21 protein-coding genes are annotated in these 21884 nt (G+C 64.0%); 14 read left to right on the plus strand and 7 right to left on the minus strand.

What is annotated here, in order from left to right:
• Positions 1 to 13 precede the first annotated feature (13 nt).
• From ACLH0J_RS00280 to ACLH0J_RS00295, 4 genes are all read left to right on the plus strand, one after another.
• Positions 14 to 1357 (plus strand): 3-oxoacyl-ACP reductase, encoded by a 1344-nt coding sequence (locus ACLH0J_RS00280; RefSeq protein ID WP_411390373.1) that lies wholly within the window; start codon positions 14 to 16, stop codon positions 1355 to 1357.
• Positions 1358 to 1359: 2 nt separating this feature from the next.
• A complete protein-coding gene (locus ACLH0J_RS00285; protein WP_411390374.1) occupies positions 1360 to 2208 on the plus strand; it encodes a MaoC family dehydratase in 849 nt (282 codons plus the stop codon).
• A gap of 300 nt (positions 2209 to 2508) precedes the next feature.
• Positions 2509 to 3729 (plus strand): collagen-like triple helix repeat-containing protein, encoded by a 1221-nt coding sequence (locus tag ACLH0J_RS00290; protein ID WP_411390375.1) that lies wholly within the window; start codon positions 2509 to 2511, stop codon positions 3727 to 3729.
• Positions 3730 to 3912: 183 nt separating this feature from the next.
• On the plus strand, positions 3913 to 5595 hold the full coding sequence (locus ACLH0J_RS00295; RefSeq protein ID WP_411390376.1) for a ShlB/FhaC/HecB family hemolysin secretion/activation protein: 1683 nt from the start codon (positions 3913 to 3915) through the stop codon (positions 5593 to 5595).
• A 29-nt stretch (positions 5596 to 5624) separates the two neighbouring features.
• Here the strand turns inward: ACLH0J_RS00295 and ACLH0J_RS00300 are convergent, their stop codons facing one another.
• Together ACLH0J_RS00300 and ACLH0J_RS00305 are read right to left on the minus strand one after the other, a co-directional pair.
• A complete protein-coding gene (locus ACLH0J_RS00300) occupies positions 5625 to 6026 on the minus strand; it encodes a response regulator (protein ID WP_411390377.1) in 402 nt (133 codons plus the stop codon).
• Positions 6027 to 6075: 49 nt separating this feature from the next.
• Positions 6076 to 6273 carry a Flp family type IVb pilin gene (locus tag ACLH0J_RS00305; protein ID WP_411390378.1) on the minus strand — a complete coding sequence of 66 codons (198 nt, stop codon included), beginning with the start codon at positions 6271 to 6273 and terminating at the stop codon, positions 6076 to 6078.
• A gap of 330 nt (positions 6274 to 6603) precedes the next feature.
• Between ACLH0J_RS00305 and cpaB the strand changes: the two genes are divergently transcribed.
• The 8 genes from cpaB to ACLH0J_RS00345 are packed head-to-tail and all read left to right on the plus strand — an operon-like array spanning position 6604 to position 14010.
• Complete coding sequence (cpaB, locus tag ACLH0J_RS00310; RefSeq protein WP_411390379.1) at positions 6604 to 7536, plus strand: Flp pilus assembly protein CpaB; 933 nt, start codon at positions 6604 to 6606, stop codon at positions 7534 to 7536.
• 19 nt (positions 7537 to 7555) lie between these two features.
• Complete coding sequence (locus ACLH0J_RS00315; protein WP_411390404.1) at positions 7556 to 8773, plus strand: type II and III secretion system protein family protein; 1218 nt, start codon at positions 7556 to 7558, stop codon at positions 8771 to 8773.
• Positions 8770 to 9963, plus strand: a complete 1194-nt coding sequence (locus ACLH0J_RS00320; RefSeq protein ID WP_411390405.1) for a pilus assembly protein — start codon at positions 8770 to 8772, stop codon at positions 9961 to 9963. Before ACLH0J_RS00315 ends, ACLH0J_RS00320 begins: the two co-directional genes overlap by 4 nt.
• Positions 9960 to 11228: a CpaF family protein gene (locus ACLH0J_RS00325; RefSeq protein WP_411390406.1), complete on the plus strand. Its 1269-nt coding sequence runs from the start codon at positions 9960 to 9962 to the stop codon at positions 11226 to 11228. Before ACLH0J_RS00320 ends, ACLH0J_RS00325 begins: the two co-directional genes overlap by 4 nt.
• A 13-nt stretch (positions 11229 to 11241) precedes the next feature.
• Positions 11242 to 12123, plus strand: a complete 882-nt coding sequence (locus tag ACLH0J_RS00330; RefSeq protein ID WP_411390407.1) for a type II secretion system F family protein — start codon at positions 11242 to 11244, stop codon at positions 12121 to 12123.
• 1 nt (position 12124) lies between these two features.
• Complete coding sequence (locus ACLH0J_RS00335) at positions 12125 to 13012, plus strand: type II secretion system F family protein (protein ID WP_411390408.1); 888 nt, start codon at positions 12125 to 12127, stop codon at positions 13010 to 13012.
• Positions 13013 to 13022: 10 nt separating this feature from the next.
• Positions 13023 to 13730: a tetratricopeptide repeat protein gene (locus ACLH0J_RS00340; protein ID WP_411390409.1), complete on the plus strand. Its 708-nt coding sequence runs from the start codon at positions 13023 to 13025 to the stop codon at positions 13728 to 13730.
• Between the two features lie 10 nt (positions 13731 to 13740).
• Positions 13741 to 14010: a DUF3613 domain-containing protein gene (locus ACLH0J_RS00345; protein WP_411390410.1), complete on the plus strand. Its 270-nt coding sequence runs from the start codon at positions 13741 to 13743 to the stop codon at positions 14008 to 14010.
• A 12-nt stretch (positions 14011 to 14022) separates the two neighbouring features.
• Here the strand turns inward: ACLH0J_RS00345 and ACLH0J_RS00350 are convergent, their stop codons facing one another.
• Complete coding sequence (locus ACLH0J_RS00350) at positions 14023 to 14811, minus strand: response regulator transcription factor (protein ID WP_411390411.1); 789 nt, start codon at positions 14809 to 14811, stop codon at positions 14023 to 14025.
• A 125-nt stretch (positions 14812 to 14936) separates the two neighbouring features.
• Entirely contained in the window at positions 14937 to 15386 is a 450-nt protein-coding gene (locus ACLH0J_RS00355) for a prepilin peptidase (RefSeq protein ID WP_411390412.1), read from the minus strand.
• Between the two features lie 72 nt (positions 15387 to 15458).
• Between ACLH0J_RS00355 and ACLH0J_RS00360 the strand changes: the two genes are divergently transcribed.
• Positions 15459 to 15902: a TadE/TadG family type IV pilus assembly protein gene (locus tag ACLH0J_RS00360; protein WP_411390413.1), complete on the plus strand. Its 444-nt coding sequence runs from the start codon at positions 15459 to 15461 to the stop codon at positions 15900 to 15902.
• Positions 15899 to 18637 carry an ATP-binding protein gene (locus tag ACLH0J_RS00365; RefSeq protein WP_411390414.1) on the plus strand — a complete coding sequence of 913 codons (2739 nt, stop codon included), beginning with the start codon at positions 15899 to 15901 and terminating at the stop codon, positions 18635 to 18637. The genes ACLH0J_RS00360 and ACLH0J_RS00365 overlap by 4 nt, the downstream gene beginning before the upstream one ends.
• Here ACLH0J_RS00365 and ACLH0J_RS00370 read toward each other — a convergent pair.
• From ACLH0J_RS00370 to ACLH0J_RS00380, 3 genes are all read right to left on the minus strand, one after another.
• Positions 18622 to 20568 carry a pilus assembly protein TadG-related protein gene (locus ACLH0J_RS00370; RefSeq protein WP_411390415.1) on the minus strand — a complete coding sequence of 649 codons (1947 nt, stop codon included), beginning with the start codon at positions 20566 to 20568 and terminating at the stop codon, positions 18622 to 18624. The genes ACLH0J_RS00365 and ACLH0J_RS00370 overlap by 16 nt on opposite strands.
• Positions 20569 to 20672: 104 nt before the next feature.
• Positions 20673 to 21230, minus strand: a complete 558-nt coding sequence (locus ACLH0J_RS00375; protein WP_411390416.1) for a DUF4136 domain-containing protein — start codon at positions 21228 to 21230, stop codon at positions 20673 to 20675.
• 45 nt (positions 21231 to 21275) lie between these two features.
• Positions 21276 to 21878, minus strand: a complete 603-nt coding sequence (locus tag ACLH0J_RS00380; RefSeq protein ID WP_411390417.1) for a DUF4136 domain-containing protein — start codon at positions 21876 to 21878, stop codon at positions 21276 to 21278.
• Positions 21879 to 21884: the final 6 nt, after the last annotated feature.

A 21884-nucleotide genomic window follows, 5' to 3' on the forward strand; every position in this document is an offset into this window, starting at 1 on the left:
CGGAGAGCGTTCCATGTCTGACCGTTATATCGACTTCGCCAACTCAAGCCTCGGCCATCGCCTGGTCGCCGCCCTTGGCCTGCCGTCACCGGTACGCCTGGAACGCTGGCAAGCCGGGCGCCTGCGCCCGGTGGAAGGCGCGCTGCTGTTGAGTAGTGGCACGCTGACAACTCATGTACAGGCGTTTGCCCACAAGCTCACCGACGCCATCTACACGTACGGCTGCGAGTCCTCGACCTGGATTCCCGGCCACGGCCCCAAGCTCAAGGCGGTGGTGTTCGACGCCAGCGACCTGCGGCACACCGATCAACTCAAGCAACTGCGCGAATTTTTCCAGCCGCTGCTGAAAAACCTGCAGAACAGCGCGCACCTGGTGATCCTCGGCCGCGCCCCGGAAAGCCTCGACGACCCGTTTGCCGCCAGCGCCCAGCGCGCCCTTGAAGGCTTCAGCCGCTCCCTGGCCAAAGAACTGCGCAACGGCGGCGTCCTGCAATTGCTCTACGTCGGCGACGGCGCCGAAGACCAACTGGAAGGTGCGCTGCGGTTTTTCCTGTCGCCGAAAAGTGCCTACATCTGCGGCCAGGTGATCCGCCTGGACGCCTGCGCCACGCCGGTCGAGGACTGGACCCGCCCACTGGCCGGGCGCAAGGCGCTGGTGACCGGCGCCGCCCGGGGCATCGGCGCGTCCATCGCCGAAACCCTCGCCCGCGACGGTGCCGAGGTGATCCTGCTCGACGTGCCCCAGGCCAAGGCCGACCTCGACGCCCTGGCCGCGCGCCTGGGTGCGCGCACCGTGGCACTGGATATCTGCGCCGAAGACGCTGCCAGCCAGCTCATCGAACAACTGCCCGACGGCCTCGACATCCTGGTGCACAACGCCGGCATCACCCGCGACAAGACCCTGGCCAACATGACCCCGGAATACTGGGACGCGGTGCTCGCGGTCAACCTCAACGCACCGCAGGTGCTGACCAAGGCCCTGCTCGACAGCGGCACCCTGCACGACAACGCGCGCGTGGTGTTGCTGGCCTCCATCAGCGGAATCGCCGGCAACCGTGGGCAAACCAACTACGCGGCGAGCAAGGCCGGGCTGATCGGCCTGGCCCAGGCCTGGGCACCGTTGCTCAAGGCGCGCGGCATCAGCATCAACGCCGTGGCTCCTGGGTTTATCGAAACCCAGATGACCGCACATATCCCCTTCGCCCTGCGCGAAGCCGGGCGGCGCATGAGTTCCCTGGGCCAGGGCGGCTTGCCACAGGACGTCGCCGAAGCCGTGGCCTGGCTCGGCCAGCCGGGCTCCGGTGCGGTCAGCGGGCAAGCGCTGCGGGTGTGTGGGCAAAGTCTATTGGGAGCGTAAGCATGCACTGGCAAACCTTAGACACAACACCGTTTCTGCCGCCGCTGTATTGGCGCGCGGCGCTCAAGCGCAAGATCAGCGGCAGCACCTTGCCCGCCCACGGCTTGCGCTGTCAGGTGAGCATCAACCCGCGGGATGTGGCGGCGTATCGCAAGGTCTGCGGGTTTGCCGACAGCCCCCTGCTGCCGGCGACGTATCCGCACATCCTGGCGTTCGGTGTGCAGATGCAGTTGCTCACTGACCCCTCGTTCCCCTTCCCGCTGCTGGGGTTGATTCACCTGAGCAACCGCATCCGCCGCCATCGCCCTCTGGGCGGTGTCAGCCACCTGTGGATAAGTGTGCACGCGCAGAACCTCAAGCCCCATCACAAGGGCGCGACCTTTGACATCGTGACCACCGCCGAAGATGCCCTCGGCCTGCTGTGGGAAGCGCAGAGCCGCATGCTGTGTCGCGGCGTGAAGCTCGAAGGCGCAGCGACTGACGCGGCATTGCCCACGCCCACTCATGTCCGCGAACTGACGCGCTGGACGGCGCCCGCCGATATCGGCCGCCGTTATGCGCGGGTCAGTGGCGACTACAACCCCATCCACCTCAGCGCCCTGACCGCCAAGCTGTTCGGCTTCCCCCAGGCCATCGCCCACGGGTTGTGGAACACGGCGCGCAGCCTCGCCGCGTTGGGCGAACACCTGCCTGCCGCCCCTATCGAAATAGACGTCGAATTCAGCAAGCCCGTGCGCCTGCCCAGTGAAGTAACGTTATTGGCCAGCGCCGCCGGTTCCAGCGGTGAGTGGCTGTTGAAAGGCGCCGGGGAGATTGAACATATGGTCGGCCGATGGCGGCCGATCGCCTGAAACACACTGATTAATTGTATATATACACCCTACGATATAGCGGACGTTTTAACGTCCGCTATTTTATTCAAGCTTTTGATTCATAAAGCATATATATCTTGCTACATCCGACCGTTATACCGTTGGTATTAATGACTTAACCGGTACACCCGCGCTGTATATAAATCGTTAATACCAAGTAGAGCATTGTGAGAAAGAGCACCCAGGCCTGTTATAGCCCCACGGACAAACACATCACTATCCCAAGAAATAGCGAGTGTTTGAGACAACCCAGGTTGTACAGGTGCAAGGAACTCAATCATGCAAACTCAAGTCGTGTTGTGGAAAACAAGTACCGCGCTGGCCCTGGCCATTGCACTGACGCTCGGCGGTTGCAGCAGCGGTGGTGGCGGGCATCACAGTAGCGATTCCTCCTCCTCGGATACCGCCGCAGCCGGCGGGAGCACCGGCGGTGGCGGCACGGGCGGTACCGGCGGCGGTACCGGCACCACCAGCACCCTGGTCACGGCCGATGTGGTCGATACCCTCGGCAGCACCGTGACCGACCTCGGTGGCACCGTCAGCAGCCTGGGTACGACCCTGGGCAGCCTGCCGATCGTCGGCGAAACCGCTGATGGCCTGGTGACGGCTACCGGCACGGCGGTCAGCCGCATCGGCACCGGGCTGTCGGACGGCCTCGGCTCGCTGGGTACCGACAGCAATGCCCTGGGCAAGACCGTCGCCGGCGTGGCCAACGGCGTCGCCGACCTGGGCGATGGCGTAACCGTCACCGGCAGCAACGTCGCCACCCTGCTGGGGCAAGTGCCGGTAGTGGGCACGGCGGCACCGGTGGTGGGCGACGTCGTCGGCAAGGTCGGCAATGCCGTGACCATGCTCGGCGACACCCTGAGCACCGCGAGCACCTCCGGCCCGCTGGGTTCGGTCACGAATACGCTGGGCGCGAAAGTCCTGGTGCCGGTGGTGTCCCTGGTGGAAAACACCACCGGTAAAGTCGGCACCACCACGGGCCTCGACTCCCCGGTCGGCGGCCTGCTGCAAAAAGTCGGCGCTACCGTCGATGGCCTGGGCGATAAAGTCGCCAGCACCGGCGGTACCGGCAACCCGCTGACCGGCGCCGTGGGCAATGTACTCAACGGTGTAGGCAGCGCGGTCGGCAAGGCCGGCGGTTATGTCGATCCCGGTGCAGGCACCAGCGGCGTGAGCAACCTGACCCAAACCGTCGGCCTGGGTGCGCCCGTCAACGGCTTGGTGACGAATGTGGGCAGCGCCGTCAGCAGCCTGGGCGGTCAGATCAGCGGCACCCATGCCAACCCGATCACCAACGCCGTGGGCGGTACGGTGAGCGCAGTCGGTAACACCGTGGCGTCGGTCGGTGGCCTGGTCAGCGGCGGCACCAGCACCGGCGGTGGCTTGCTCGCTGGCGGCCTGAGCGTCGGCGCCGGGGCTTCGGCCGGTGCCGGGGCAAGTGCAAACGGTGGTCTGCTCGGCGGGCTGCTGGGTGGCCTGAGCGGCAAACAATAGAATTGCACCTGGCCGGTTAGACGGCCTCCCCTACAGCGCCTACGCTTGGTTGAGACGAGAGACCCACTAAGTCTCTCGTCTTTTTTTGGGATCAATGAGTGATCCCGAAAGCCCCCGAACCGCGCCCCAGAGCCCGGCGAAAACCAGCCAAACGCTGCAGCAGTTTTGACCATGGAGTGTCCTATGCGCGCTTTGACACCGTTGTTAGTGCTCACCCTCAATGCTTACGCCCACGCCGATACCCTTCCCAGCTTCCTCAACAGCAACGACACCATCCGCAACCTGCCGGTACCCAACCTGCCCGCCGACGCCTACCGACCAGCCACCCCGCAAACCCAACTGCCGGCGCCCGCTGCCACCGAGGCGCAGCCGTTGCAGATGGACACCCAAGTGACCATCCGCAAACTGCAGATCGACGGCGGTACGGTGTATCCACTCAAGGAGGTCGCCCAGGCTTTCGCGCCGCTGATCGGCCATGAAACCAACCTGGCGCAATTGATCGAAGCCACCCGCAGCATCACCCGGCGCTACCAGCAAGACGGTTACCTGCTGTCCTACGCCTTCCTGCCGCAACAACGCTTCGAAGACGGTCTGGTGCAGGTGGTGCTGGTCGAGGGTTATATCCGCGATTACCAGGTGCAAGGCGACATCGGCGCGGTGTCGTCCTACGTCGACAAACTCGCGGCAAAACTTCAGGCCGAACGCCCACTCACGCGCAAGACCTTCGAGCGCTACACCACCCTGATGAGCGCCATCCCGGGCGTGACCTTGCAGGCCCAGGTGCCGCCACCCGGCACCACCGATGGCGGCACCCGCATGCACATCAGCGCCAGCCGCAAACCCTTCACCACCAGCATGAGCCTGAACGAAGCCAGCCGCGGCGGCACCCAAGCGCTGCTGACCGCCACCAGCAACTCATGGACCGCCATGGGCGAACAACTGAGCGTCAGCGGCCTGTTCCCGCCCGGCGAGGACAAAGAACACTACTACCGCGCAGCCTACAGCCAGTTCATCAATGCCGAGGGCACCCAATTGGCGTTGTCGGGCGAACGCTACCGCGCCGACCCGCGCAGCAACCTGCAACTGGGCGACGGTTTCGAACTCAAGCCGCACCAGCAAATCGACCGCTATGCCATCGGCGTCAGCCATCCGCTGATCGCCTCGCCCACGGAGTCGTTGAACCTCGGCGCGCGCTACTACGCCGTCGACCAGGCCACCCGCTACCAACTGGTCGGTTTCCCACAACGCCTGACGCTGGAAACCGACCTGCGCGCCGTGGCGTTCGAGGGCGACTGGCGCAAGGCCGACACCACCCAACTGCGCATCCTCAGCGCCGGGCTGTACCAGGGCATCAACGGCCTGGGCGCCAAAACCCGCAGCGACTTCGGCGGCCTCAAACCGGACCTCGATTTCTTGCGCCTGCGCCTGTCCGGCGTGCAGAGCAACAGTCTGTTCGAGCACTGGCAGGGCGTGCTGTCCGGCGCGCTGTACTGGAGCGATGCCACCCTGCCCGACAGCGAACGCGCCACCTTCGGCGGGCAGAACTTCGGCCGTGGTTACCCCGACGACCAGGGCTCGGGCGACAAAGGCTGGGGCGTGGCTTATGAGGTCAACTACAGCTACAACCGCGCCGGCGACTGGGTGCGCATCCTGCAGCCCTATGTGGTGTTCGACCGCGCCAAGACCTGGTTCAACGACCTGCCGGTCAAGGGCAACGACATGTCGTCGGCGGCCGTGGGCCTGCGTTTTGGCGACGCCAAGTACTACAACGTCGCCCTGGAAGCGGCCAAGCCGATGTCCGACGTGGCGCTGGACAATTTCAACCGGCGTGCGCGCTATACGCTGAGTTTCAGTTATCAACTCTGATTGAAAAACCTGGCGGCGCGAGCTCGCGCCTACAGGTGGCTTTTTGCACGGGGAAAAAGGTGGTTCAACGTTTCAATCAACCGCACCAGGTAGATCGGTTTGCGGAACAGGTCGAGCACCTGCAGGCGCAGCATGTCGCTGACGTCATCCATCTCGGCATGACCCGACATCACCATCACCGGCAGGTGCGGGCATGAGCTGTATTCGCGCAAGCGCGTGATCAAGGACATACCGCTTTCCTCGGGCATGCGCAGGTCGGTGATGACCAGGGCGATATCAGGGTGAAGTGTCAATTCTTGCAGGGCGAAGGTCACGGAATTGGCGGTGAAACAGACAAATCCCTCATGGGTGAGGGATTCGGCAAGTTCGATCAGAGCGTCCTCTTCATCGTCCACCAATAAGAGTTGTTGACGTGAAGACGATGCGCTCATGGCCGCCCCTGCAAGAGGAAGTATCGGTAATCGCTACGCCAACTTAGGATCACGTCCCGGTCGGCATCTTGGTAGCCATGTTCGTGAAGATTGTACTGATCTTGGTTCCAAGCCCTGTACCGGCACCGACAATAACAAGCGCAACCAGCGCGACAATAATGGCGTATTCAATACCCGAGGCACCGTCTTTGCGTTTGAAGAATAGTTGTGTCTGAACATACAGTTTCAACATCAGGTCAAGGAACATAAGACTTCTCCCTAAAACGCCACGGAAAGCCGGCACGGCTCTGGCACGTGATCGCGGCGTGCGACTTGAGCATTGTCAACAAACCGCGGCCTCACAACTGTAAGAACTGATTAGTCATAAAGTATTAGTCGCAACGTTAACGCGTAAAACCGGCGTATCTATAAGGGTATCTTTTTTCGTTTAGCTATATTTTTTGCAGGTAATGGCATTTTGTCCTAGCTGAGCTACCGTCCAATAGCCAAATCGTTAGATGTTCATTACAGCCAAGTTGCAGATTAATTCGTTTGGATTAAACGAATGCGTAGTGCAACAGGGAAAGGGAGAGCCGTCATGAACAGTCGTATCAGCATGGTCCTGGCGGGCGTGCTGCTTATTGGGGCATTGATCGCCGGGTATTGGGGGCTGGTGTTGAGTCGCCCAACGGAACCTGTCGCAGCACCTGTCGTTTCCGTTGCAAACACCGTTGCCACCGTCGAAGACCAGAGCCGTCAACCCGTCGTGGTGCTGGTCAAGGATGCCCCGGCGTTCGTCCCGCTCACCGCCGCCGACCTCGCGGTGGAAACACTGCGCACGGTCCCCGCCGGCAGCCTGACCCGACTCGACCAGGCCATCGGCCGCATGCCGCTGCGCACGCTGGGCGCCGGCACCTGGCTCAACGAAGACAGCTTCAGCGCCGGCGGCCCGCTGGCCCGCATGATCCGCCCTGGCGAACGCGCGCTGGCCGTCGCCGTGGACGAGGTGATCGGCGCCGGCGGGCAGCTGAGCCCCGGCGATTACGTGGATGTGCTGCTGTTTCTGCGCCAGGACGCGGTCAATGCCGAACAGTCGGCCCAGGTCGTCCTCCCGGCCATGCGCCTGCTCAGCGTCGGCGACCAAATGGGCCTGGCCAACGATGGCCAGCCGGCCGTGCCGCCCCCCGTCACCGCCGAAGAACGCGCCCAGGCCGCCCAGCGGCGTGCTGCGGCGCGCACCGTGGTGCTGGCGGTGCCGGAACCGTTATTGAGTCGCCTGATGCTCGCGGCTCAAGCCGGCACCTTGCGCCTGGCCGTACGCAGCGCCGAGGAGCAATTGCTCAGCCGCTACTGGGCCGGGGAAAACGCGGCGCCGGACAAACTGGCAAGCACCAACCGCGACCTCTACCAATTCACCCAACTGGCCCTGATCGGCCCACCGAAAAGACTCGCGGCAGCCGGCGGCGAGCCTGGCGTACGACGTGGCATTGAAGTGATTCGCGGCGCCCAGGCGGCGCCCCAAACCCCGTAATCGAGCAAGGATGCCTTGAATGAGCCATCGCTACGCACCCCTGTTCGCGCCGATTGCCTGGGCGCTGATGCTGACGAGCCTGCCGATTGGCCTGGCCGTCGCGGCGCCGGGCAATTGCAGCGCCCTGGGCCAGTTGCCGCCCGTCGTCGAGGTGGGCGAAGGCCTGCAACAAGAACTGCAATCGCCGGTGGCAATCACCCGCCTGGCGATCGGCGAGCCGAAAATCGCCGACGTGCGGGTCAATGGCGACCGTAGTTTTCTGCTGACCGGCGTGGGCAGCGGCGCCACCAGCCTGATGGTCTGGACCGCCTGCGCCAGCGCGCCGCGCCAGAGCATGGTGTTCGTCAAAGGCAAGGCCACATCGGCGCTGACCAGCCTGACCCTGTCACCGTCGCAAGACCCGACACTGCCCAGCCAGGTACAGACCGATATCCGTTTTGTCGAAGTCAGCCGCTCCAAGCTCAAGGAAGCCAGCACCAATTTCCTCGGCGCGGGCACACACTTTTTCCTCGGCAGTCCCAACCTGCTGTCCCCCAGCGAAGGCGTGTTCAGACTGCCGGTGAGCACGGACAGTTTCAACGTCGGCTTTGGCGGTGGCCGGGTCAAAGCGATGATCAACGCCCTGGAACGCAGCGGCTTCGCCTATACCCTGGCGCGCCCGAGCCTGTTGGCCATGAGCGGCCAGAGCGCAACCTTCCTGGCCGGCGGCGAGGTGCCGATCCCGGTGCCCAGCGCCGGCAGCGACACCATCGCCATCGAATACAAAGAATTCGGCATTCGTCTGACCCTGACGCCCACGGTGATCGACCGCAACCGCATCACTCTCAAGGTCGCGCCGGAAGTCAGCGAACTGGACTACAGCAACGCCGTGCAGATCCAGGGCATCCAGGTGCCGGCCCTGACCGTGCGCCGCACCGACACCAGCGTGTCCCTGGCCGATGGCGAAAGCTTCGTGATCAGCGGCCTGATCAGCACCAACAACCGCGCCTCGGTCAGCAAGTTTCCAGGGCTGGGTGACATCCCGATCCTCGGCGCGTTTTTTCGCGACGCCACCAGCAGCCGCGAAGAAAAGGAACTGCTGATGATCGTCACGCCGCACCTGGTGCAGCCGCTGGCGGCCAACGCCCAACTGCCCTCTTTACCCGGCGAGCAACTGCGCGGCTACGACCCGAACTGGTATCGCCTGTTCTTCCTGGAAAACGGCAATTTCGACCGGCGCAGTGGACTTTCCCAATGAGCGATAACCTGAGCCAGACGTTTCTGGCAATGACCCGCAACGCCACCGACCTGGAATGGCTCCAGGGCGCCCTCGCCCCCCTTGGCCAAGTCGTGAGCGCCGGCACCGGCAGCCTGGACGAACTGCTCGCGCTGGTGGACGTGACCTTCAGCAACCTGGTGTTCATCGGCCTGGACCGTGACAACGTGGTGGCCCAGAGCGCGCTGATCGAAGGCGCGCTGGAGGCCAAACCGATGCTCGCCGTGGTCGCCCTGGGCGATGGCATGGACAACCAATTGGTGCTCAACGCGATGCGCGCCGGCGCGCGGGATTTCGTCGCCTATGGCTCGCGTTCCAGCGAAGTCGCGGGGCTGGTGCGGCGCCTGAGCAAGCGCCTGCCACCGGCCCCGCCCAACGCCCAACTCGGCGGCCTGACCGTGCTGTTCGGCACCCAGAGCAACGCCGATGGCGCGATGCTCGCGACCCACCTGGCGCTGGTAGTACAGAAAAGCGGGCAGCAGACCCTGTTGCTGGACCTCGGGCTGCCGCGCAGCGACAGCCTGGCCCTGCTGGGTCTGGAGAGCACGTTCAATTTCGGCGATGCGCTGCGGCACTTGCGCCGCCTTGATACCACCTTGATCAACAGCGCGTTTACTACAGCCCTCGACGGCCTGCGCATCCTGGCGTACGCCACCGGCGACGAGCCGCTCAAACTGACCAGCGCCGCCGAGCTGTACATGTTGCTCAGTGCACTGCGCCAACACTTCCAGCACATCGTCGTGAACATCACCGGGCAACCGGACAGCGAAGCGCTGCGCACCTTTGTCAGCCACTGCGACAAATTGCTGTGGTGCACCGACCAGAATGTACTGGACTGCCGCCGCAACCTGGCGGTGATCAACCGCTGGCGCGACAAAGGCATGAAGCTCGATCACGCCAAGCTGGTGATCGACCGCTACATCAAGTCCTGCGCCCCCGACATCGAAGCCCTGGAAAAAAGCTACGGCCTCGAATGCATCGCCGTGCTGCCCCTGAGCGCCGAACTGCGTCTGAACGTGAAAAACCAGGGCCAGACCCTGTTTGCCCTGGCCCCGCGCGAACCCTTTACCCAAGCCGTGCGCGTCCTCGGAGAGCGTCTGGCGAAACGCTCCGAGGGCCTGGAAAAACCGTCGATGCGCTGGTTCGGGCGCTTCCTGGGGGCGGGACGATGAGCGGCGAAAAACTGTTCGGCGGCCCGGCCCGCAACGTTGGCGGCAACAGCGATCACGATGGGCTGAAACTGGTGCTGCATCGCTACATCATCGACGCCATCGAAGAGTCGGGGCGCAACCTGCTCGAAGGCACGCGCCAATCCCTGGCGCAATTTGTCATCGACAAAGTCTGCGACTACATCACGCGCATGCGCCTGGCGATCTCGCGCTATGAAATGGAGCGCCTGGCCGAAGAGATCGTCGACGAACTCACCGGCTTCGGCCCCTTGGAAGGGCTGCTGCGCGATCCGTCAGTGACCGAAATCCTCGTCAACGGACCGCACCGGGTGTTTATCGAACGCGATGGTCTGCTGCACCAGAGCGATCTGCGCTTTATCGACGACCACCATGTGGAGCGCGTGATGCAACGCATCCTCGCGCCCCTGGGGCGGCGCCTGGATGAGTCTTCGCCGATGGTCGATGCACGCTTGCCCGACGGCAGCCGGGTCAACGCGATCATCCCGCCGATTGCCCTGGACGGGCCGTGCCTGTCAATCCGCAAATTCCGCAAGGACATGCTCAAGAGCAGCGACCTGGTCGCCATGCAGACCATCGACCAAAGCATCTTCGAGTTCTTCCAGGAGGCCGTGGGCAAGCGCTGCAACATCCTCATCAGCGGCGGCACCGGCACCGGCAAGACCACCCTGCTCAATATCCTCAGCCAGTTGATCAACCCCCATGAGCGACTGGTGACCATCGAGGATGTCGCCGAACTGCAACTGGGCCACCCCCATGTGGTGCGCCTGGAAACCCGTCCGCCCAACGCCGAAGGCCACGGTGAAGTGAGGTCCAGCGACCTGATCCGCAACGCCCTGCGCATGCGCCCGGACCGCATCATCCTCGGGGAAATCCGTGGCGTGGAAGTGCTCGACGTGATGACCGCCATGAACACCGGTCACGACGGTTCCATGAGCACCGTCCACGCCAACAACGCGCCGGATGCGCTGCTGCGCCTGGAAACCCTGGTGGGGCTGACCGGTCGCACGATCGCGGAAAAGACCCTGCGCCAGATGATCTGCGCCGCCCTGGACGTGGTGATTCAACTCACGCGCCTGCCCGATGGCCGCCGCTGCGTGAGCGAAGTGGTGGAAGTGGTTGGCCTGCGCGATGACGTGTACGTGACCAATACCCTGTTCCGCCTGGACCGACGCACCGGCGTCGGCTTCCTGCGCGAAGCCATGCACCCGGCCGGCGACAAACTGCGCCGCAAACCGGCCTTGCCATGAACGGGCGTCGCGGATGAAAGGACCGCTGCTGTTGCTTGTCTGCCTGCTGCTGATCGGCCTGTCGCTTTGGCTGTTTCACCATGGTTTGCGCAACGCCCAGACCCACCGCGTGCTCGAACGCCTCGGCAACGGGCAACCCGAGGCCCAGCGGCAAGCCACCACCTGGACCGGGCTTGAGCGTCTGTTTCTGCGCGCCGGCCTGGGCAAACCCACCGATCGCCTGGGCCTGTGGCTGAGCGGTTGGATGCTGGGCGCCCTGCTCGGTTACCTGCTCGCCGATGGGCTGGGCCTGGCGCTGATGGTTGTGGCGCCGCCCCTCGCACTGCGCCTGTATATCGGCTGGCGTTACCAGCGCCGCGTGCAGCGCATGGTCCAACAACTGCCGCAATTGCTCGACCATAGCGTGCGCAGCCTCAAATCCGGGCGCACCTTGGCCGACGCGGTACTGGGCGGTATCGACAGCGTTGAAAACCCGCTCAAGGACGCCATGGGACGGGTGCAACGCAACGTGCGCATGGGCGTCAGCCTACCGGATTCGGCCAGCGACTTCGCCGAGTTCTACGAGCAGGACGAATTCCGCCTGTTCGCCCTCGGGTTGAAGGTCAACCATCGCTACGGCGGCAACGCCAGCGAACTGCTAGAGAACCTGATCAAGATGATTCGCGAGCGGGAACAGGCCGCCCGCCAACTCAAGGCCATGACCGGCGAAACGCGCATGACCGCCTATGTGCTGGGCGGCCTGCCGATCCTGATGGTGGGTTACTTCATCCTGGTCAACCCCGGCTACTTGATGACCCTGTGGAACGACGCCACGGGCCGCTACATGCTGTTCGGCGCCCTGGCGATGGACCTGACGGGCACCTACGCCATGTGGCGCATGCTGAGGAGTGTCTGAGATGTTTCTGCTGGCCAGCGCGCTGTTGTTGCTCGCCGCCCTGGGGCTGGTGGGCGGCCAGGTGCTCGCGCATCGACGGCGCGAGCGCCGGGTCAGCGAACGCTTGCAAGGGCACATGGTCGGCGAGGACAAAATCGGTACGCTCGTGCGTCAACTGGGGGCCAGTTCCCTGGCCCAGCGCGCCGTCAGCCTGGACAACGAAACCCAGGTCCTGCTCAACCGCGTCGGTTGGCGCAAGGCCAGCCAGCGCTCGCTGTTTGCCGCGTTCCAGATCGGCGTGCCCATCGCGCTGCTGGGGCTGACCACGCTCGGCCAACAGGTATTTTTCGCGCACACGGAACCTGTGTGGATCGCCCCGGCGATGGCGCTCGGTGTCGGTTACCTGCTGCCCAAGCGCGTGCTGGCGGCAGCGGCCAAACATCGCCAGCAGCGCATCGCCAAGGAGATCTCCACCTTCATTGCGCTGCTGCGCATCCTGTTCGAGTCGGGCATGGCGATTGAACAGTCGCTGCGCGTGCTGGGCCACGACGCCCAACGCTTGCTGCCCGACCTTACCCACGAGTTGCGGCTGATCCTGGCGCGGGTCGACTCCGGGCTGGAACTGGGCGAAGAACTGGGCAAGACCGCGCGGGTGCTGGAAGTGGATGAGTTCACTGACACCTGCGTCATCCTCCAGCAATTGATCCAGCAAGGCGGCGGCGCCATGAAATCCCTGCTGGCCCTCAAGCAATTGCTCGATGACCGGCGCCTGACGGGCCTGCAAGAGTACATCTCGAAGATGTCGGCGAAGATGTCCGTGGTGATGATGGTGTTTCTGTTTCCAGCCTTGCTGATCGTGCTCGGAGGCCCGGCCTTTATCGGCATCGCCCGAGCCCTGGCCCACTTTTGAGGAACTCCGGATGAAAGCACTGATGGCCGCCATGGCCCTGCTGATGCTCGGCGGTTGCGCCAGTCACGGGCAAGCGCCCTGGTCGACGCTGATGACGCCGGGAAGTTGTGCCAAACCCAGCTCGGACCAGGAGCTTGCGCTGAACCTGGCCGACGACCTGGCCAACGAAGGCAAGCTGCACGCCAGCCTGGCCAACCTGCAGAATCTGCCCGACACGCTGCCCCAGGTGCGTCAGCGCAAGGCTCGCGCCTATCGCTTGCTGGGTCGCAGCGAGGCCGAAGCGTTGTACCGCAGCCTGGTCGGAACCTGCATGGCCGCCGAGGGTGAACATGGCCTGGGGCAACTGGCGGCGGCCAAGGGCGATAACGCCCAGGCGCTGGCCCACATGCAACGCGCCGCACGCCTGGCGCCCACCGACGACAAAATCCGCAATGACCTCGGCGTGGTCTACCTCAATCAATTGCGCCTGGAAGACGCCCGCTTCGAGTTCATGACCGCCATTGAGCTCAAGCCGAGCGATGCCCTGGCCGCCGTCAACCTGGTGACCTTGCTGATCTATCAGGACAACTGGGGGCAAGCGGCAAAAGTGGTCAGCCAGTTGGGAATGAGCCCCGAGCAAGTGACCGAGGCCCAGGCGCGCGCGGCAACACTCAAGCATTCAACCACCGCCGGCAAAATCGCAACGGTCAGCGAGGCCCTGCCCGCGACCCTTCAGTGAGGAGTCTTTGATGAAAGCGCATTACCTCATCGCCCTGGTGCTGCTGCCGTTAAGCGCAGCGGCCATCGACCCCGGGCCATCGTCGCCACAGCAAGCGGAAACGGAAAACTGGCTGGCGTTACAGGTCAATGGCCGTGCCGCCTCGCCAACGCCGCAAAGTACCACCCCCATCGAACGGGAGCAGGCCTTGCAGCGCTGGCTGGACAGTAACAAGCATCCGATTCCGGAATTCTTTGAGTCGCCATCGGGCGGGGCTTCTCAAAGTGCTGATAGTCAATAACGCCCTTGCGCATCAGTGAGCAGTCACCCGCTGGCGCATCGCCGAATTGCTCGGCGACAGTGCCAGCGCCAGTTGGGTGCGGTTGTGCATGTGGGTCAGGCGCAGCACCTGGGACACATACAGCTTGACCGTGTTTTCGGTGATCCCCAGTTCACAGGCGATCTGGTAATTGGTCTGCCCTTTGCCCACCAGGCGGGCAACGTCCAGTTGGCGCGGTGACAGCCGATTGAAGATCGTCGGGATTTCCACCGACGCGGCCTCATCGCCCGACAACTCGCCCTCGTCCATCACCCCGGCGCTCGGGCTGCGACGCGCTTTGTCGAGGTCCTGGTAAAGATCATTGATGGACTCGGAAAGGTACTGCAACTTCTGGTTCAGGTGCCCCAGGTGCAATTCTTTTTGCCGCTCCTGCAGCGCCACTTCCTGGCGTTGCAAGCCTTCCAGCAGCTCATCGAGGTTGATCGGCTTCTGGTAGTAATCGGCGATCCCGGCGCGCAAGGCCTTGATCACGTCCTGCTTGTCGGCACGGCCGGTCAGCATGATCGCCTCGAACGCCCGCTGCTTGCCCGCAACCGCTTGCAGGGCCTGGACCAGCTCGATGCCGTCCATGTCGGGCATATGCAGGTCGCACAGCACCAGGCCGATTTCGGCGTCCTCGCTGAAGCGCTGCACGGCATGCCGGCTGGATTCACATGGGACGGTTCGGTAACCACTGCTTTCAAGAAACTCGCAGAGCTCTTCCACGATCAACGGTTGATCGTCGACCACAAGCACTTTTACTGCCGATTTAAGCTTGTTCACGCGCGACTCCATGCCCTGGCACATTCAAAAAGTGCCTATCTTTTTTAACCCAATATCTTCTCCATCCACGAATCAAACGTAGACCACTTTGCGACGCTGTACAGCGCGATAGAGGCGTTGGCCGACTAACGCAGCACAAACCAATACAACGCAAACCCTGTGAATAAAAACGGGGCGAAAGGCTGCTTTATTGACGCTGTTTTCGCCACGGCATCACCACGCCCGCTAAGCCATTGACGCGTAAGCAACCAGCCCGCCTGGACGACGGCGGCACCGATCAGCGACCAGAGCAAATGCTCCAGCGTGGACGCCAGCGCCAGGGCCGCGACCAGCTTCACATCCCCCGCGCCAAAGCGACCCAGCACATAGCCCGGCAGGGTCAACAGCAACGCCAGGGCAAAGGCCCAGCCCCCTTCGTTGGCCGGTGCGCCCAGCCAGGTGCTGCCCGTCCCCAGCAGATAGATCAACGCCAGCAGCACCGCGCCCAGGGTCAACCGGTTGGCGATCTGTCGCTGCCCCATATCCTGCACGGCACAGAGCCCCAGCCAGAGCAGTATCACCACGCCATGGATCACGTTAAAAACATCCCTTTTCGCTGAATGATTCTATGCTGATATCAAGTTCTCGCCGTCAGGGTAGACGCAGTCATGCACACAGGCCTCCGTAGAACGCAAAAAGGTGCCGCGGCGATCGAGTTCGCGCTGGTCTTCGGGATCTTTTTTGCGGTGTTCTATGGGTTGGTCAGCTATAGCCTGCCACTGCTGTTGATGCAGTCGTTCAACCAGGCAGCGGCCGAGGCGGTGCGCCAGGCCATGGCGGTGGACCCGGTGGCCGCCGGCACCGCCTACCCCACCCAGGTCACCCAACGCGCGAAAGACACGGCCGTGGCGCAGTTGAACTGGATTCCCGCCGGCTTCCAGTTTTCCAGCGACTACATCAGCGCCACCTATGTCGGCACCACACTGACCGTCGCGATCAGCTACCCCAGCGCCAACCTCTACGCCGTGTTCCCGGCGCTGGTGGTGCCGGGCGTCGGCACGGTGCCGAACCTGCCCACCACCCTTTCCGCCCGTTCGAGCCTGCAGTTTTGACCTCGGGGGATAACCGCTTCGGGCGCCTGCTCGGCCGCACCAGTGCGCAGCCGTCTCAAGCCCCCACCACGCCCGCGCCGGGGCTACAACTGCAACTGGATCATCAGGGCCATGTGCTCAGCATCGGCGGCACCCTGCGTTCGCAGTTGGCCGCGCAGGTCTCGGACGAAGCCAGGCCACTGCTGCATGAATTGCTGTGCGCCACCAGCAGCCTGAGCCTCGAAGGCTGTCCCGCCGACTGGCAACACCACAGCCTGGACCTGGACTTGCGGTGCGCTAACGGTGAGGTCTTGCACACCCGTGGCGGGATCGAGCCCAACGGCGACGGCTGGTGTCTGCGCCTGCTCGATATCGGCGACTTGCTCGCCGGTCGCCAACAGGCCCGGCAGCGCGAACAGGATCACCACTTGGCCTGCCGCATGAGCGAGCAACTGCGCGTGTGCAGCCTGAGCCGCTTGCCCGAGGTCCTCAACGAACACCTGCGCAACCTGGCCCAGCACTGGCGCCTGCCGTGCATCGCTCTGGCATTGCTCGATGAAGAAGACCAGGGCTGGCGCATCTACAGCCACTACACCGCCCACGACGCCCCGGTCCTGTGGCAAACCGGTCAACAGCTCGGCACCCGCCTCGACAGTGCCAGTGGTAACGCGCCGCTGAGCGTGTCCCCGGCGCACAGCGACAACCCGCGCCTGCAGAGCGTGTTCGGCCATGCCGACGGGTACCTGGTGCCCTACCGCGACGGTCACGGCGTTGCCGCCTGGTTGTTGTGCGGCCTCGCCCCGGACTCGCCGCCCGCCCATGAGCCGGACTGGCTGAACCTCACCGCCGCCCTCGCCGCCCCCGTGCTGAGCCGTCTGCGCGAGCAACGTCACCATCAACAGTTGGAGCGCATGGAAGCCCTGCAAGGTCTGCTCGGCACCGGCTGGTGGGAGCTGCTGCCCGCCACCCGGGAGATCCAGCTCGCGCCGCAACTGTTGCGCAGCCTGGGCCACGAAGAGGGTGCGACGCGCCAGGCACTGGACCTTTGGCTGGAACTGATCCACCCCGCCGACCGCGACGAACTCAACAGCCGCCTGCATGACCTGCATGCCCTGGACAAACCGCTGCTGACCAGCGTGCGCCTGCACCGCAGCGACGCCGACCATCCCCCCATCTGGTATCGCGTGCAGGGCCAAGTGCTGGGGATGGGCGAGCAGCGCCGCTGGATCGGTTTCATGCTCGACATCAGCGACATCAAGAACCAGCAACTGCAAGCCGCCGCCGCCCATGCCCGCCTGGATAACCTGATCGCCAGCTCACCGGCGGTGATCTATGTACAACGCTATGTCGGCGGCGCCCTGCACCCGGCGTTTTTCAGCGCCAGCCTGCTGCCGCTGCTGGGCTGGACCCTGGCCGAGTGCAACCACGACAACCTGGCGTCGCTGATCCACCCTGAAGACCGCGACCTCTACTTCGAACGCACCCGCCAATTGCTACGCGAAGGCAGCGCGCGCAGCCGCTACCGTGTGTGCGACAAACAGGGCCATTACCACTGGCTGCTCGACGAAGCCAAACTGCTGCGCGATGACCTCGGCCTGCCGGTGGAGGCCGTCGGCTTGTGGCTCGACGTCACCGAAGCGACCCTGGCCGCCGAACAGGTCAAGCAGAGTGAAGAGCGCTACCGCCTTCTGGTGGAAGACTCCCCGGCGATGATCTGCCGCTACCGCCCGGACCTGACCCTGACCTTCGGCAACACGCCGCTGGCCCATTACCTGGAGTGCCTGCCCGCGCAGTTGCCGGGGCTGAACCTGGGGCACTGGCTGTCGGATGAACAGCGCCAGGCCTTTGTGCAACGCATCCACCGACTGACCCCGGCGTTCCCGGTCAGCACCGCCGAAATCAGCCTGCAACTGCCGGGGCACGAGCATGCCTGGTGGGTGTGGTCGGACCGTGGCGTGTTCGATGACAGCGGTGCGCTGGTGGAAGTGCAGGCCGTGGGCCGCGACAACACCGACGTGCGCCGCGCCCAGCAGCAACTGACCCAAAGCGCGAAGATGGCCACCCTGGGCGAAATGGCCACCGGCCTGGCCCATGAGATCAACCAGCCGCTGAACGTGATGCGCATGGCCATCACCAATGTGCTCAAGCGCCTGGACAGCGGCGACGTACAGATCGACTACCTCACCGAGAAACTCCAGCGCATCGACGCCCAGGTGCAGCGCGCCGCGCGGGTAGTCGACCATATGCGCGTGTTCGGCCGCCGCTCGGCCATCGAGCAGCAACCCTTCGACCCGGCGCAGGCGGTGGAAGGCACGTTGTCGCTGCTCAGCGAAGGGCTGCGCGGCAAAGGCGTGGAGGTGCGCAGCGTCCCGGCGGACTTTGCCGTGCAGGTCAACGGCTACGTCGACCAGTTGGAACAGGTGCTGATCAACCTGCTGGTCAACGCCCGCGACGCGCTGCTGAGCGAACGCGAAAAACACCCGACGTTGCGTCCCTGGATCGCGCTGCACTGCGAGCACGACAGCCGGCATCTGCGTATCTGGGTCGAAGACAACGGCGGCGGGATTGACTGCCGTTTGCTGGAGCGGATTTTCGAGCCGTTTTTCACCACCAAGCCGATTGGCCTGGGCACCGGGCTGGGGCTGTCGGTGAGCTACGCCATCGTGGACAACATGGGCGGACACTTGAGCGTCGCCAATGGTGAACACGGCGCGAGGTTTTGTGTGGAGCTGCCGGTGGTTCAGATCACCAGGTAGGCGCGGCCCATGTGGCAACTGAGGTTGGCGCCGACATCGGCATTGCCCAGGCTGATGCCCAGGGCTTTGAGCAGGGTGTTGACGATGGGGTCGAGGATCGGCGCCAGCAGATTTTGAATGGCCCCCACCAGCGTGGTGGTGATCGACGTCATAAGGCCGGCAACCCCAGCCAGTGCGCCACTTGAAACCGAGCCGCTGGGCGGCGCATAGGTCACCTGAAGACCGGTCAACGTCCCGCTCAGGCTCGCCACGATATTGCTGGTGGGCAGCAATGACTGATACGTCGGCGCCAGGTTCATTTGCGCCACCGGTGAATAGAACAGCGTGCCCGTTTGTGCGCCGAGGGTGGACTGGGCCTTCAACAACAGCCCGCCGCCGACATTGGGCGTACGCGCGCCGCAAATGACCACCAGCACGCAATGCCTGGAGCCGATATCGACCAGACGCACGGGCTGCACCACCACCGGGGCCGACGAAGAGAACGCGGAAGCCGCATCGATACTGCCGACAGACAGCGTCGCCAGGGTGGTTGTCGCCTGCACCGTCAGTGACTTCGTGGCGTCACTGACGCAACTGAAATCGGTGACATGACTGTCCGCGCCACCGGCTTCAATCAGGATGTCCAGCTTGCTCGCGATTTCGACATCGGTGGAATCGCACGCGACTGCACACAGCACCGAACTCACCACCCCGGCCAGGTTCAGGTGCAGCAGGTTATTGACCAGGCCGGCAACGGGCGTGGCGAGACTGCCGACTGTCGAAACCAGTGCGGAAACGCCCTTCAACACCGACAGGTCGATGGAAACCAGGGTCCTGACCTGAGCGGTTCTGACAGAAATCTGATCCGTCCGCGGACTCTTCGACAACCCGGCTTTCGCCTTCGCCGGATTACCGATGGCCGACAACTGCGGCGGCTCGATCACCTTGGTCTGGATGGACACGTTGCCTATCAACGGCACATTCACCTGGACCGCCGCACTCACCGCACTCTTGCTGCTCGACAACTGCGCCACGCCTTGCAGCAATTGGAACAGTTGCACGTTGGTGTTCAGCGCGGCCGCCGGTGTGCCGGTGGCGACGTTCAGTAGATCGCCCACCTTCAACAGTTGGGTAGTGGGGGCGATGGCTTTCAACGACGTCACATCGTTGATGACCGCCGCAGCCACCGCGCCGTTTTTTTGCAGGACCTTCACCGTGGCGTCGATCAGCTGGGAAGCGGATACGGCGGTGCTGAGCAGCGCATCGTAGTCGCCCGCTTTCACATTCAGTTGAACCGCCAACTGATCCAGATAACCGAGCAGGTTCACATTGGTTTGCAACAGCCCATTCCAACCGGCGGCCGTGAGCGCAAGATTGCCGCCCAGCAAGCCGCCAATCGTGGCGTTGAGCAGAGGCGATTGGCTGGCGTCGACCGTTGCCAGGCTGCTGCGAATCGTCAGTTGCGCCACCGGCGGTGCATACGCGGCAACGGCGGTGGCGCTCAATGTCATCTGTGGGGAAACCGGTGTACCGCTGAAGAGGTTCCAGATGCCAGTGGCGATACTGGTCATCACGCTGCGCGTCGCCACCACCCGCACCGCGTCGTTCTTGCTGGCGTCGGCGCTGAACACCCGCAGATTGCTCGCATTGGTCGCGAGCGTGCCGCAGGTGACGGCGAGCGCGCGGCTGCTGTCACCGGCGACCACGGTAAACCCGTTGCGCGTGGCGTTTTCCTTGGCGTAGTCGTTGGCGGTGGTGGTGGGGCTGCATACGCCGCCGCGGCCGGCGGCCTCGAGGGCGGCGGTGTCGGCGATGGATTGCAGTTTGCGCTTTTCCAGGTACAGGCGACCGCTGTCCACCGCCAGCAACATGAACACCAAGGCCACCGCCAGGGTGCCCGCCGCCATCAAGCCAATCGCACCCTGTTGCCGGGAACCGAACCGGGGAGACATCAGGCACTCCTTAGCGCTTACTCTCCGTGATTGCTGTGGAGTGTAGACAAGGGTTCTGGAGGTGCGAGCGGGCTGGCGAAAATCGTGAACGGCGGCGCGGGGGGTTAGTGGGGGGGATAGCTGGAGAGGACTCGGCTGACCGTGGTGCGGATCGCCTTGTCGCGGTCTTGTGGGTTGGGCGAGCTGGCCATCATCTGCTCGTCACTGCCGCGCCACACCAGCTTGCCGTCCTTGCCGTCAAGCAGGTCGATCTGCAGGGTCGCCACTTTGTAGGTGATGTTGCGTGTTTCGTTGTACATCGGCCCGCCCCAGTAGCCGTTCCACGGGCCGCCCCAGGCGCCGCCGTAGTTGGTGGTGACTTGTTGCTGGCGGTCTTCGACGATCAGGTAGGCCTGTACGTTCACGTCAGCCTTGGTGCCGGCCGCCGCCGGGCGCAGGCCGCGCTGGTCGAGTTGCTCGCCCACGGCCTGGCGGATGCGTTGTTCGGTGAGGTCGCTTTTGATCCGTGGATCATCGGGACGGTATTGCAGGGCCGGCTCTTTCCAGGCCCAACTGCGGTAGGCGCCGAAGTCTCGGCTGGCGTCAAAATCGTGGTTGACCTGGCTGGTCTGGCAACCGCCCAGCAGCACGGCAAAAGCAAGCATAGCGAGACGACGAAACATGGTGCTTCTCCAAGGAGCGAACGGCGCTAGAGATAAGAATAGCGGTTAATGGGGCGGATACGCGGTCATCGCTTTTTGCACCGCCTGGCGCAAGGCATCGGCGCGCTCACTGAGGCTACCCTGGCTGGCGGTTTCCGCGCTGGCGCTCCACACCGGCTGGCCCGTGCGGGCATCGAACAGATTGACGCGCACCACCACGACCTGGACCTCATAGGTGCGCACGATCGGCACCGCGTTGTACATGCCGTAACCGTTGCCATAACGGTTGTAGCCGCCGTAACCGTAGCCGTAGTCATCCTGGACTTGCTTGAGGCGCTTCTCCAGGTGCACGTCGGCGCTTACCAGCAGGTCCGCCGGGCGGTTGTCGTGCAACGGGCGCAGGCCACGCTGGTCGAGGGCACCGCTGACCGCTTCGGCGATTTGCACCGAGTCCGCCCAGGCCGAGCCCGCCGGCAATTGGCCGTTGCGCCAGGCCCAATTGCGATAGGCGCCGTAGTCGCGCACCGGCGCCGGGTAGGCGCTGGCATCGAAGGTGTTGGCCGCCTGCGCCGGGGCGGGCGGCATCGGCGCGGAAGCGGCCACATAAGGATTGGGACTGGAACAGGCGCCCAGACCGAGGGACAACAGGATCAAACCGAGACGACGCATTTTGAC

It is taken from the genome of Pseudomonas sp. MPB23 (genome assembly GCF_046605395.1).
Classification (GTDB): Bacteria; Pseudomonadota; Gammaproteobacteria; order Pseudomonadales; family Pseudomonadaceae; genus Aquipseudomonas.

Bases quoted from the DNA above. Each gene is read 5' to 3' on its own strand.
- ACLH0J_RS00280 (WP_411390373.1), top strand. From the start codon at position 14: ATGTCTGACCGTTATATCGACTTCGCCAACTCAAGCCTCGGCCATCGC.
- ACLH0J_RS00285 (WP_411390374.1), top strand. From the start codon at position 1,360: ATGCACTGGCAAACCTTAGACACAACACCGTTTCTGCCGCCGCTGTAT.
- ACLH0J_RS00290 (WP_411390375.1), top strand. From the start codon at position 2,509: ATGCAAACTCAAGTCGTGTTGTGGAAAACAAGTACCGCGCTGGCCCTG.
- ACLH0J_RS00295 (WP_411390376.1), top strand. From the start codon at position 3,913: ATGCGCGCTTTGACACCGTTGTTAGTGCTCACCCTCAATGCTTACGCC.
- ACLH0J_RS00300 (WP_411390377.1), bottom strand. From the start codon at position 6,026: ATGAGCGCATCGTCTTCACGTCAACAACTCTTATTGGTGGACGATGAA.
- ACLH0J_RS00305 (WP_411390378.1), bottom strand. From the start codon at position 6,273: ATGTTCCTTGACCTGATGTTGAAACTGTATGTTCAGACACAACTATTC.
- cpaB (WP_411390379.1), top strand. From the start codon at position 6,604: ATGAACAGTCGTATCAGCATGGTCCTGGCGGGCGTGCTGCTTATTGGG.
- ACLH0J_RS00315 (WP_411390404.1), top strand. From the start codon at position 7,556: ATGAGCCATCGCTACGCACCCCTGTTCGCGCCGATTGCCTGGGCGCTG.
- ACLH0J_RS00320 (WP_411390405.1), top strand. From the start codon at position 8,770: ATGAGCGATAACCTGAGCCAGACGTTTCTGGCAATGACCCGCAACGCC.
- ACLH0J_RS00325 (WP_411390406.1), top strand. From the start codon at position 9,960: ATGAGCGGCGAAAAACTGTTCGGCGGCCCGGCCCGCAACGTTGGCGGC.
- ACLH0J_RS00330 (WP_411390407.1), top strand. From the start codon at position 11,242: ATGAAAGGACCGCTGCTGTTGCTTGTCTGCCTGCTGCTGATCGGCCTG.
- ACLH0J_RS00335 (WP_411390408.1), top strand. From the start codon at position 12,125: ATGTTTCTGCTGGCCAGCGCGCTGTTGTTGCTCGCCGCCCTGGGGCTG.
- ACLH0J_RS00340 (WP_411390409.1), top strand. From the start codon at position 13,023: ATGAAAGCACTGATGGCCGCCATGGCCCTGCTGATGCTCGGCGGTTGC.
- ACLH0J_RS00345 (WP_411390410.1), top strand. From the start codon at position 13,741: ATGAAAGCGCATTACCTCATCGCCCTGGTGCTGCTGCCGTTAAGCGCA.
- ACLH0J_RS00360 (WP_411390413.1), top strand. From the start codon at position 15,459: ATGCACACAGGCCTCCGTAGAACGCAAAAAGGTGCCGCGGCGATCGAG.
- ACLH0J_RS00370 (WP_411390415.1), bottom strand. From the start codon at position 20,568: ATGTCTCCCCGGTTCGGTTCCCGGCAACAGGGTGCGATTGGCTTGATG.
- ACLH0J_RS00375 (WP_411390416.1), bottom strand. From the start codon at position 21,230: ATGTTTCGTCGTCTCGCTATGCTTGCTTTTGCCGTGCTGCTGGGCGGT.
- ACLH0J_RS00380 (WP_411390417.1), bottom strand. From the start codon at position 21,878: ATGCGTCGTCTCGGTTTGATCCTGTTGTCCCTCGGTCTGGGCGCCTGT.